The organism is Trebonia sp., assembly GCF_049794275.1.
Classification (GTDB): Bacteria; Actinomycetota; Actinomycetes; order Streptosporangiales; family Streptosporangiaceae; genus Trebonia.
This window is the reverse complement of the sequence record NZ_JBARCR010000635.1, coordinates 1-11,291: the sequence shown is the minus strand read 5'-3', so window position 1 is coordinate 11,291 and position 11,291 is coordinate 1. Positions and strand designations below refer to the sequence as shown.

Below are 11,291 nucleotides of genomic sequence, written 5' to 3'. Positions count from 1 at the left end.
GTTCGCGATCGCGGCCGCGGAGAGTACCGCCGCGGCGGCGGTACGGCGCACCGCGCTGATCGCCGAGGCGCACGACGAGGTGCCCGTCGCGCGGGTCTGCGACCTGCCGACCATTGTCAGCACGCTGCGCGGCAAGGTCGAGTTCGAGGTCAGCGAGGAGGGTCGCGAGGAGGAGATCCTCGGGCACCTGCTGCGGCGCGCGATCGCGGACACGTTCCGTGCGCGGCTCGGCGGCGCCGACCTTACCGGCCTCCTGAACAAGTTCGCAGACGGCGGCACCATCGAGTCCGGCGAGCTCGTCTCGGCCAGCGAACTGCTGCGCCGGACCGGCGAGGTCCCCGGCCTGGCGAAGATCATGGCGCGGCTTGGCATGGAGGGCCGCGAGTCTTTCGGCGAGGCGGCCGCGGCCATCGAGTTCACCCTCGAGGGCCTGTACCTGCTGCGTCGCCTCTCCAAGGACAGCGCCGACGGCATCTCCATCTACGGGCAATAGGCGATCAATGATCCCGAACGTAGGCGGCTGACTCCGTGAGGCACATGGCTCGCGGGTAGGACTAGGTGGGCAAGGAGCTGCGCGATGGCTAACTACCGGTACGGGGAATACGACGGCGGCCCTGATCCGCTGGCGACGCCGTATGACGTCCGCGGCGCGCTCGACGACATGGGCGACGACATCCTGGGGGGCGGCACCCCGGCGGAAGCGCTGCGGGACCTGCTCAGGCGCGGCTGGCAGAACCGCCGCGGCCTGGACGACCTGCTGCGCAGGGTCAGGGAGCGGTCCCGCGAGCTGCGCAGCCGCGGACGGCTCGATGGCATGCTCGAGCAGGCCCGCGCGCTGCTCGACACGGCGATCGGGCAAGAGCGCGCTGAGCTGTTCCCCGATCCGAGCGACGACGCGCGGCTCCGCGAGGCCGACCTGGACGCGCTGCCCGACGACACCTCGCGCGCGATCAGGCAGCTCGCCGACTACGACTGGCGGTCGCAGGCGGCGCGGGAGACGTTCGACAAGCTCCGCGACCTGCTGCGCAGGGAGGTGCTCGACAGCCAGTTCCGCGGCATGAAGGAGGCGCTGGAGAACCCGGATCCCGCGGCCATGCAGCGGGTGAAGGACATGCTCGCCGACCTGCGGACGATGCTGGACGCGGATACCCGCGGAGAGCACACCCAGGAGGACTTCGAGCGCTTCATGGCGGAATACGCCGATATGTTCCCCGAGAATCCGCAGAACCTCGAGGAGCTCGTGGATTCCCTGGTCCGGCGGATGATGGCTGCTGAGCGGCTGCTCAACTCGCTGTCCGACGAGCAGCGCGAGGAGCTGGCTAACCTTATGGCGCAGGCGCTGGAGGACGCGGGCCTGGCGGCGGAGATGGCGGCCCTCGGCGACGCGTTGCGGGCGCGCCGGCCGGAGCTTGGCGCTCCGCAGCGCGGCGTGCGGATGTCCGGCGAGGACCCGCTCGGGCTGGGCGACGCGACCAGCGCCGTCTCCGACCTGGCCGACCTCGCCGAACTGGAGAGCGCCCTCGGCCAGGACTACGCGGGGGCCAACCTCGATGACGTCGACGAGGAGGCGGTGCGGCGGGCGTTCGGCAGGCAGGCGGTGGACGACCTCGAGGCGCTGCGCCGGATCGAGCGCGAGCTGCAACGGCAGGGTTACCTGACCAACAACGGGGGCAACCTCGAGCTCACCCCGAAGGCGGTGCGCCGCATCGGCGACACCGCGCTCCGCCGGGTGTTCGCCGGGCTGGAGAACGGCACGCGGTCTGGCGACCACGACCTGCACGACGCGGGGCAGGCGGGCGACCTGACCGGGGCGACGCGGGAGTGGGAGTTCGGTGACGAGCAGCCGATCGACGTCCCGCGGACAGTCCGGAGCGCCCTGCTGCGCAGTATTGGCCAGGGGGGACTGCCCCCCGCAACCCCCCGAGGGGCCGCGGAAGGCCGCAGGGGCCGGGTCAAGCTCTCGCCGCGAGACTTCCAGGTCGCGGAGACCGAGCGGCGCAACTCCGCCGCGGTGTCGCTGCTCGTTGACCTGTCCTACTCGATGGCGCTGCGCGGCACGTGGGCCGCGGCCAAGCAGACGGCGCTCGCGCTGCACGCGCTGCTGCGCAGCAAGTACCCCCAGGACGCCATCCAGGTGGTGGGGTTCTCCAACTACGCGCGGGAGCTGCGCGAGACCGAACTGGCTGGCCTCGGCTGGGACATGGTGCAGGGCACCAACCTGCACCACGCCCTGATGCTGGCCGGCCGCCACCTGGACCGGCACCCCGAGCACGAGCCGGTCGTGCTGATCGTCACCGACGGCGAGCCGACCGCGCACCTGCAGCGGGACGGCAGGCCGTGGTTCGACTGGCCGCCGGCGCCGGAGACGCTCGAGCTGACGCTGGCCGAGGTGGACAAGATGACTAGGCGGCACGCGGCCCTGAACATCTTCATGCTGGCCGAGGACGATAGGCTGAGCGCATTCGTGGACAATGTAGCCAGGAGAAACGGCGGCCGCGTGCTGCGGGCCGCTCCGGAACATCTCGGCGAATATGTCGTAAACGACTTCCTTCGTACCCGCGGGGCAAGGCGTCAGCGGTAGATTTGCGGCTACAGAACAGAGAATTAGAGAGCTGAGTACCTAATTAGGAGGACGACGTAGTGAGTTCCCCGACTGGATCCGGCTCCTCCGGCCGGACGGCGACCGCGATCATCGCGGCCGTCATCGCGCTCGTATTCATCGTTGCAGGCATCATTTACATTGCGGTGCCCGCGAGCTCCCTCCCCGGCTTCATGGGCCACGTCGCCGGCTCGACCGGGCACCACCCGCTGCGCGCGGCTGGCTGCCTGATTGTCGGCGTGGTCTTCGCGGTCCTGGCCTGGTTCGCCTTGAAGTACAAGGGCAAGGCGGTCACCCCGGCTGGTTCCTCCCCCAAGGAGCCCGCGGCCAACTAGCCCGGCGCCCGGGCCGCGGCAGCGACCGCCGCCGGCGCCCGGGATCTGGTGCCCAGCTTGGCCAGGTCCCGGGCTGCCGTGCGCTCTAAGATCACTTCATGTCCTTTACCGACCACGTCGCAGGCGTGGCTGCACGTCGTCGCGGCGATCTTCACGATCGGCCCGGGAACCGCGGCAATTATGTCCACATCGCGATATATCCGGAAACGTAATACTGTCGCGGTCGGTTATCTTTACCGGATCACAAGAATTTACGTACTCGCGTCGCTGCTGACGCTGATGCTTGGCTTGATCATCACGCAGTTGCTGCACCTTTTCAGCGAGCCGTGGATCTCCACGGTTTGCTGATGTGTGGAACGGCGGCTAGCCGAGCGCCTGCCGCAGGTCGTCGAGCAGGTCACTGGCGTCCTCGATGCCGACGGACAGCCGGATCAGGTCGGCGGGCACCTCAAGCGGCGAGCCGGACGCGGACGCGTGCGTCATCCTGGCCGGCTGCTCGATCAGCGACTCGACGCCGCCGAGCGACTCCCCGAGGATGAACACCCTGGTGCGGCCGCAGACCTCGGCGGCCGCGCGCTCGCCCGCGGCCACGCGGAACGACACCATCCCGCCGAAGTCGCGCATCTGGGCCTTCGCGAGCTCGTGCCCTGGATGCCCGGACAGCCCCGGGTAGAACACCTCGCTGACCGCGGGGTGCCCGGTCAGCATCTCGGCGACCCGGGCGGCGTTGGCGCAGTGCCGGTCCATCCGGACCGCCAGGGTCTTCACGCCGCGCAGCGTGAGCCAGGCGTCGAACGGGCCGGCCACGCCGCCGGTGGCGTTCTGGTTGAACGCGAGGTCCGCCGTGTGCGCCGCGTCCTTGACGATCAGCGCACCGCCAACGACGTCGGAGTGGCCGCCGATGTACTTGGTGGTGCTGTGCACCACGACGTCCGCGCCCAGGTCGAGCGGCCGCTGCAGGTACGGCGAGGCGAACGTGTTGTCGGTGACGAGCAGCGCACCGTGCCCGTGGGCCACCTCGCCGAGCGCCCGGATGTCGATGATCGACAGCAGCGGGTTGGTGGGAGTCTCGGCCCAGATGAGCTTGGGTTTCCTGTTCGCCGCGGCTCGGTCGACGGCCTGGAGATCATCTTGCCGAACGGTCTCGTAGCTCACGCCCCACCGGCTCAGCACCTTGTCGAACAGGCGGAACGTGCCGCCGTAGGCGTCCGCGGGGATGAGGACGTGGTCGCCGGGGCGGCACAGGGTGCGCAGCAGGCAGTCCTCGGCGGCCATGCCCGACGCGAACGCGAACGCCGCCGCGCCGTTCTCCAGCGCGGCGAGGCACTCCTCGAGGGCCTTCCTGGTCGGGTTGCCGCTGCGCGAGTACTCGTAGCCGCCGCGGGTGCCGCCGACCCCGTCCTGCTTGTAGGTGGAGGTCTGGTAGATAGGCGGGACCACGGCGCCGGTCAGCGGGTCGGGGTCCTGGCCGGCGTGGATGGCCTGGGTTTCGAACTTCATTGTTCCGTCCCGGGGTATGGGGTGCTCGCGTAGAAGGCGAGCAGGTCCTGGCGGGTGAGCACGGCGGCGGGCTTGCCGTCGACGTGCACGAGCGCGGCGCCCGCGGTCTGGAGCGCCTTCGCGGCGCGGCTGACCGGCTCGCCCTGGCCGACGACGGGCAGTGGCGGCACCATGTGGTCCTTGACCGGATCGTCGGGTTTCGCGTGGCCGGCCACCAGGGCGTCGAGCAGGTCGCGCTCGGCGACCGCCCCGGCGACCTCGGCGGCCATCAGCGGGGGTTCCTGGCCGACGACGGGCAGCTGCGAGACGTCGTACTCGCGCAGCAGGGCGATCGCCTGAGCCACGGTCTCTTCCGGATGGATGTGGACGAGCGCGGGCATCGTGCCATTGTCCCTGGCAGCCAGCAGGTCCGCGACGGTGGGCTCGGCCGTCTGGGCGCGCAGGAAGCCGTAGTCGGCCATCCAGTCGTCGTTGAAGATCTTCGACAGGTAGCCGCGGCCGCCGTCCGGGAGGATGACGACGATGACATCGTCGGGCTGCGCCGCTGCCGCGACCTTGAGGGCGGCGGCGACGGCGAGCCCGCCCGAGCCGCCGACGAGCAGCGCCTCCTCGCGGGCCAGCCGCCGGGTCATGAGGAACGAGTCGGCGTCGCTCACCGCGATCACCTCGTCGGCGATGTCCCTGTCGTAGGTGGCCGGCCAGATGTCCTCGCCGACGCCTTCCACAAGGTAGGGGCGGCCGCCTCCGCCGGAGTACACCGAGCCCTCCGGGTCCGCGCCGATGACCCGCACCTTGTTGCCCGACTTGTCCTTCAGGTAGCGGCCGGTGCCGGAGATCGTGCCGCCGGTGCCGATGCCGACCACGAGGTGGGTTATCTTCCCCTCCGTCTGGTCCCAGATCTCCGGGCCGGTGGAGTGGTAGTGCGCGGCCGGGTTGTCGGGGTTGGCGTACTGGTCGGGCTGCCACGCGCCCGGTGTCTCCCTGGCGAGCCGCCGGGCCACGCTGTAATAGGAGTCCGGGTGATCGGGCGACACCGTGCTCGGGCAGACGACGACGTCGGCGCCGTAGGCGCGCAGCACGCTGATCTTGTCCTGCGCCACCTTGTCCGGGCATACGAACACGCACTTGTAACCGCGGTTGTTCGCGACGATCGCCAGTCCCACTCCCGTGTTGCCTGACGTCGGCTCGATGATCGTGCCGCCCGCGGCGATCTTGCCCTGGCGTTCCGCGGACTCGATCATCCGCAGCGCGATCCTGTCCTTCACCGAGCCGCCAGGGTTCAGGTACTCCACCTTGACGAGAACGTTTCTTGTCGCCGCGATGCCGCGCGTCACCGACTGCAGCCGAACCAGCGGCGTGCCGCCGGTCACCTCGGCGAGCGAGTCATACACCTGCATGATTTTTGCCCTCCCTGTGCATGACAGTACTGGCCCAGGGGGCTGTTAACGTGTTTGTGAACGGATCTGAGGAGGCGCCAGCTCATGCCAGAGGCAGTCATCGTCGCAACCGCCCGCTCGCCGATCGGGCGGGCGTTCAAGGGATCGCTGACCTCGATCAGGCCAGACGACATCGCGGTGCAGATGGTATCCGCAGCGCTCGCGAAGGTCCCGCAGCTGGACCCGGCCACGGTCGACGACCTGATGCTCGGCTGCGGCCTGCCAGGGGGCGAGCAGGGATTCAACATGGCCCGCGTGGTCGCGGTGCTGCTCGGCATGGACACCGTGCCAGGCACCACGGTCAACAGGTACTGCTCGTCCTCGCTGCAGACCACCAGGATGGCGTACCACGCGATCAAGGCCGGCGAAGGCGACGTGTTCATCTCGGCCGGCGTCGAGTGCGTGTCCCGTGGCGTGAAGGGCACCAGCGACACCTGGCCCGACACGAAGAATCAGCTGTTCGACACCGCCATCGGGCGCACGGCGCGGACCGCCGAGGAGGAGACCCCGTGGCACGACCCGCGCGCCGACGGCGAGCTGCCCGACGTGTACATCGCGATGGGGCAGACCGCGGAAAACGTGGCCGCGTGGCGCGGCATCAGCCGTCAGGAGCAGGACGAGTTCGGCGTCCGCTCACAGAACCTGGCGGAGAAAGCGCTCGCGAACGGCTTCTGGCAGCGGGAGATCACCCCGGTGACGCTGCCGTCCGGCGACGTCGTGGTCGCCGATGACGGGCCGCGGCCGGGCACGACGCTGGAGAAGGTCGCCGCCCTGAAGCCGGCCTTCCGGCCGCACGGCACGGTGACCGCGGGCAACTGCTGCCCGCTGAACGACGGCGCCGCCGCGGTGATCGTGATGAGCGACGTGAAGGCGGCCGAACTGGGGATCACGCCGCTGGCGCGGATCGTGTCGACGGGCGTCAGCGCGCTGTCCCCGGAGATCATGGGCCTCGGGCCGGTCGAGGCGTCGAGGCAGGCGCTGCGCCGGGCCGGGATGGCGATCTCGGACATCGACCTGGTGGAGATCAACGAGGCGTTCGCGGCGCAGGTCATCCCGTCCTACCGTGACCTGGGGATCGACATCAGCCGGCTGAACGTGAACGGCGGGGCGATCGCCGTCGGGCACCCGTTCGGCATGACCGGGGCCAGGATCGCCACCACGCTGCTGAACAGCCTCCAGTTCCACGACAAGACGATCGGCCTGGAGACCATGTGCGTCGGCGGCGGCCAAGGCATGGCGATGGTCTTCGAACGCCTCAACTGACGCGACCTGGGCCCCTCGGTCACCACGCGTGCACAGGCTGGCGCCGCGTCGAACAGGACATTACGGGAAGGTTGCGATCGGGTCTTGTCAGGGGCCGTTCGGTAAGGCAGTCTCATGGGAAAGCGGCTTCCCCTCGGAGGTGCCAATGTCGCTGACGCACACGCCCGACATGCACAAAAGCCTCATCGCGCGTATCCCGCTCCAAACGGGCCGCGAACTAGCCGAGTGGTTCGCCCACTTGGAGTCCGGACCCGCCTTCCTGCGTCGTGAAGAACGCGCGAACTGGCTTGCTGACGAGCATGGCATCTGCGACAGGTACGCCGCCGCCATCGTCCACGAGTACGAGATCCGGCGCCGCCTGCGCCTCTTCGCGGGGTAGCCCCCGCGCTCCCCGTTCGCCGGCCCCCTGGGCGCGCGCCGCTGCGCGCTTGCCGCCCGCCGGCTGATTAGCTTTGCTGCCCGCCATTGGCCCGTGGCCCATCCCGCGCGCAGGTCAGTCGGTTACCGCCCGCGTCCGGGACGACGGCGCTGTGGCGACTGGAGAGGCTGGGGTTGTCATGGGGGGCCGTCGAGGCGAGGGCCGGCGAACAGCCGCCGCCGCCAACCTTGAATGAGGCCATTTATCCCTTCCAGGCTGCTCGTGCTAATAAAGGCACATTCTTATGAGCGTGCAGTTGAATGTTCGGATGCATAGGCGAATGCAGATGCAGATGCACGTTATCGTGATCTAAAGATCGTTTAAGCATTTGGTGCCCCCGGTCGGGTTCGAACCGACACTGCGGACCCTTTTAGGGGGCCGGCCTCTGCCCTTGGGCTACGGGGGCACCCCTAATAATAACGCGGTTTTGTTATCTGTCTCCAGACCATAGTTTTTCTGTGCGGCACCAAACACGGGCGGCAATTTTCACAATGCGTGAATATTGCCCGCCAGGTTTGGATCGCCTGCGGCGCCTGCCGAGCGGCCGCGGGATGGCGGGCGACGCCGAACCAGGCAGACCGACCTGAACCGCACAGGATTCACCAAAAACGACTGATACCACACCTAAGTAAGTTAGTTTGTGTTCCGGTTATGTATCCGGCGCGGCCCTCGCAGATCCCGTACCAAGGAAGCGCTGAGAAAGGGGGCCTGCGTGCGGATCGCGTGTGTCGGGGGCGGGCCGGCCGGCCTGTACTCGTCGGTCCTTATGAAGCTCCGCGACCCAGGCCACGACATCTGTGTTTACGAGCGGAACAGCGCGGACACGGCGCCCGGCTGGGGGGTGACGTTCAGCGAGGATCTGCTGCGGGAACTGCGCCGCAGCGACCCGGAGTCGGCCCGGCAGATCCGCGAGGCCGTGATCTGCTGGCAGGAGCAGGTCCTGGAGATCCGCGGCGCACGGGATGTGCTGCGCGGCGGTGAGGTCTACAACATCAGCCGGGCGCGGTTGCTCGAGATCCTGACAACGCGGGCGCGGGACCTGGGCGTCCGTATCGAACACGGCAAGGAGGTCGGCGCTCCCGCGGATCTGGCGGACGCCGACCTCATTGTCGCCGCGGACGGGATCAACAGCAGGATGCGGCAGGCGGAACGCTTCAATACCACGGAGACCACCGGACGCAACAAGCACATCTGGCTCGGCTCGGACAAGCTGTTCACGGAGTTCGGCTACTTGTTCGCGCCGAGCGACAAGGGCTGGCTCTGGGCATACGCCTACGCCTTTAACGACAAGAACAGCACTTTCATCGTGGAGTGCACGCCGGAGACATGGGCGGGACTCGGTTTCGGCGGGATGTCGACGGACGAAGCGCTGCCGATTCTGGAGCGCATATTCGCGGACTACCTCGACGGCCACCGGCTCGTCGGAACTCTCGGCGGCGGCGGGAAAGCGCGGTGGGCCAACTTCAGGACCATTAGCAACGAGCAGTGGCATTCCGGCAAGGTCGTACTCGCCGGGGACAGCGCGCGGACCGCCAATTTCACCATCGGAATGGGCACCACGCTCGCCATCGGTGACGCCATCGCGCTAGCGGAAAGCCTGGACGGCAGCGCCGGCCTGGATGCCGCGCTGACGCGGTACGGAAAAACGCGGCAGGCCGAGATCGCCAGGGTCCTGGCCGAGGCCCGGTTCAGCGAGCGGTGGTTCGAGAACATCGACCAGTACGTTGACCTCAAGCCACGCCAGATGGGCGAGCTGCTGTGGGCGCGCCGCTCGCCGCTGATGGCCAGCCTGCCGCCGCGGGTCGGCTACGCGCTCCATCACGCCAAGGGACGGCTGGCGTCCCTTGGCGAACTGCGCGCCAGGTTCCGGCCGGCGGAACCCGTCCAGAATGCCGGCTGATGCACGTACACACCATTCATCCGGGTGAGCTTGGCCCGGGCGAGATCGCGCGCTGGCACGAGATCCAGCAGGCCTCGCCGTGGTACGGCAACCCGTTCCTGTCACCGGAATTCGCGATCGCCGTCGGGCGCCACCGGCCGGACTCTCGCGTGGGCGTGCTCATGGACGGCCAGTCCGTCACCGGGTTCTTCCCGTTCGAGATCCGCAAACGCGACTTCGGCGTCGGCGTGCCGCTGTCGGGGTGGCTGTCCGGCTGCCAGGGCGTCGTGCACCTGCCAGGCGCTCCCTGGGACGCCAGGGAGCTCGTCAGGAGCTGCGGGCTGGCCGCCTGGAAGTTCGACAACCTGATACCAGGGCAGGCGCCGTTCAAGCCGTACCTGTCCCGCACCGAGGCGGCGCCGATCATCGACGTGACCGATGGCTTCGCGGCCTATTACGCGAAGGTCCACGTCAAGGCGCACCAGTTCTGCAGGGAACTCGAGCGCAAGAGCCGCAAGCTGAGCCGCGAGGCCGGCGAGGTGCACATGGTGGCCGACACCGACGCCAAGCCGCTGTCCCAGCTCACGGACTGGAAATCCGGCCAGTACCGGCGGTCGAACCGCTTCGACAAGTTCGGCCAGCCATGGCTGCGCGCACTGCTCGAGGAACTGCTCGTCACCGACACCCCGCACCTGTCCGGCCTGGTGACCACCGTTTACGCCGGCACCGAGCGCGTCTCCATCCAGTTCGGGCTGCGCGCGGGCAGCGTCTGCGAGGGCTGGTTCACCGCGTACGACCTGCGCTTCAGCAAGTACTCCCCTGGCATGCTCCAGATCAGGCACATGGCGGAGTCGCTGGCCGCCATCGGCATCACCGAGATCCGCATGGGCAAGGGCGCCAGCCCCTACGCGCAGGAGCTGAAGAGCCACGACATGTTCGTCGGCGAGGGCACCGTATACACCCGCACCCCGCTTGGCGTCGCGCAGCTCGCCAGGGCCGCCGGCAGGCAGCACGCGCTGGACACGCTGCGCAGGCATCCGGGGATGCGCCGCACGGCCGGGCGGGTCCTGCGCCGCACCGGGCTCTCCAGCCGGCTGCGCGACAGGATCTAGCCGCGGTAGTCGCGGGCCCGGGTGAAGACCGCGTCGGTCATCTCGCCGGTCACCCGGCCGGTGAACGTGTTCTGCTGGCTCGGGTGGTAGCAGCCGATGAGCAGCACGGGGGTTCCGCCCGGGCCGGTTAGCTCCACCTCAGCGCCGTGCCCGAACGCCGGACGCCGCCGCGGCAGCGTGAAGCTCGCGCCCGCCAGCACGGGCCACAGCGCCTGCCAGGCGAAACCGCCGAGCACGACGATCGACCGCAAGCTCCCCGCCACCATCCGCAGCTCCGCCTCGAGCCACGGCGCGCAGGTGTCGCGTTCGCCCGGCGTCGGCTTGTTCTCCGGCGGTGCGCACTTGACCGCCGCGACCATCCGCGCGCCGATCAGCCGCTGCCCGTCCCCGGCCCGGACGCTGGCCGGCTGCACGGCGAGCCCGCACCGGTACAGCGACGCGAACAGGAAGTCGCCGCTGCGGTCGCCGGTGAAGATCCGCCCCGTCCTGTTGCCGCCGTGTGCCGCCGGGGCCAGTCCGACGATGAGGACGGACGGCGCCGGGTCTCCCCAGCCGGCGATCGGGCGCCCCCAGTACCGCTCGGCGGCGAAGGACTTGCGGCGCACCGCCGCGACCTCTTCCCGCCAGGCGACGAGACGCGGGCACGCCCGGCACACCGATTGCCGCGCGGTCAGCTCCGGCAGCGACGCCGCGCCGGACGCCAGCTCTCGCACCTGCTCCGCACTGTCCGCGACGGGGGTCGCCGCGGT

The 11,291-nt window shown here is 69.2% G+C and carries 10 protein-coding genes, 1 tRNA gene and 1 pseudogene; 8 read left to right on the top strand and 4 right to left on the bottom strand.

The window, feature by feature from the left end; translation table 11 throughout:
* The 4 genes and pseudogenes from WA805_RS17070 to WA805_RS17055 form a co-directional block, all read left to right on the top strand.
* Positions 1–493 (top strand): annotated as a pseudogene (locus WA805_RS17070) (magnesium chelatase); the annotation flags it as partial.
* Positions 494–577: 84 nt separating this feature from the next.
* A complete protein-coding gene (locus WA805_RS17065; RefSeq protein ID WP_422281288.1) occupies positions 578–2,581 on the top strand; it encodes a hypothetical protein in 2,004 nt (667 codons plus the stop codon).
* Between the two features lie 59 nt (positions 2,582–2,640).
* Positions 2,641–2,934: a hypothetical protein gene (locus WA805_RS17060; RefSeq protein ID WP_422281290.1), complete on the top strand. Its 294-nt coding sequence runs from the start codon at positions 2,641–2,643 to the stop codon at positions 2,932–2,934.
* 78 nt (positions 2,935–3,012) lie between these two features.
* On the top strand, positions 3,013–3,282 hold the full coding sequence (locus WA805_RS17055) for a hypothetical protein (protein ID WP_425242826.1): 270 nt from the start codon (positions 3,013–3,015) through the stop codon (positions 3,280–3,282).
* Between the two features lie 15 nt (positions 3,283–3,297).
* On the opposite strand, the gene WA805_RS17050 is transcribed toward WA805_RS17055, so the two are convergent.
* Complete coding sequence (locus WA805_RS17050; protein WP_422270836.1) at positions 3,298–4,434, bottom strand: cystathionine gamma-synthase; 1,137 nt, start codon at positions 4,432–4,434, stop codon at positions 3,298–3,300.
* The gene (locus WA805_RS17045) at positions 4,431–5,831 is read right to left on the bottom strand and encodes a cystathionine beta-synthase (RefSeq protein ID WP_422270834.1); all 1,401 of its coding nucleotides are present in this window, start codon (positions 5,829–5,831) and stop codon (positions 4,431–4,433) included. The genes WA805_RS17050 and WA805_RS17045 overlap by 4 nt, the downstream gene beginning before the upstream one ends.
* Before the next feature lie 84 nt (positions 5,832–5,915).
* Here WA805_RS17045 and WA805_RS17040 point away from each other — a divergent pair, with 84 nt between their 5' ends.
* Both WA805_RS17040 and WA805_RS17035 read left to right on the top strand, forming a co-directional pair.
* Positions 5,916–7,133, top strand: coding sequence for an acetyl-CoA C-acetyltransferase (locus WA805_RS17040; RefSeq protein ID WP_422270832.1), 1,218 nt, complete (start codon positions 5,916–5,918; stop codon positions 7,131–7,133).
* A gap of 145 nt (positions 7,134–7,278) precedes the next feature.
* Positions 7,279–7,512, top strand: coding sequence for a DUF4287 domain-containing protein (locus WA805_RS17035; protein ID WP_422270830.1), 234 nt, complete (start codon positions 7,279–7,281; stop codon positions 7,510–7,512).
* A 368-nt stretch (positions 7,513–7,880) separates the two neighbouring features.
* Here the strand turns inward: WA805_RS17035 and WA805_RS17030 are convergent.
* Positions 7,881–7,957 (bottom strand) — tRNA-Leu (locus WA805_RS17030).
* 306 nt (positions 7,958–8,263) lie between these two features.
* Here WA805_RS17030 and WA805_RS17025 point away from each other — a divergent pair.
* Positions 8,264–9,451: an FAD-dependent monooxygenase gene (locus tag WA805_RS17025; protein WP_424564213.1), complete on the top strand. Its 1,188-nt coding sequence runs from the start codon at positions 8,264–8,266 to the stop codon at positions 9,449–9,451.
* Positions 9,451–10,542, top strand: coding sequence for a GNAT family N-acetyltransferase (locus WA805_RS17020; RefSeq protein WP_425242825.1), 1,092 nt, complete (start codon positions 9,451–9,453; stop codon positions 10,540–10,542). The genes WA805_RS17025 and WA805_RS17020 overlap by 1 nt, the downstream gene beginning before the upstream one ends.
* Here the strand turns inward: WA805_RS17020 and WA805_RS17015 are convergent.
* Positions 10,539–11,291, bottom strand: a 753-nt coding sequence (locus tag WA805_RS17015) for a uracil-DNA glycosylase (protein WP_425242824.1), incomplete at its 5' end; no start/stop codon positions are given. The two genes, WA805_RS17020 and WA805_RS17015, sit on opposite strands and share 4 nt — an antisense overlap.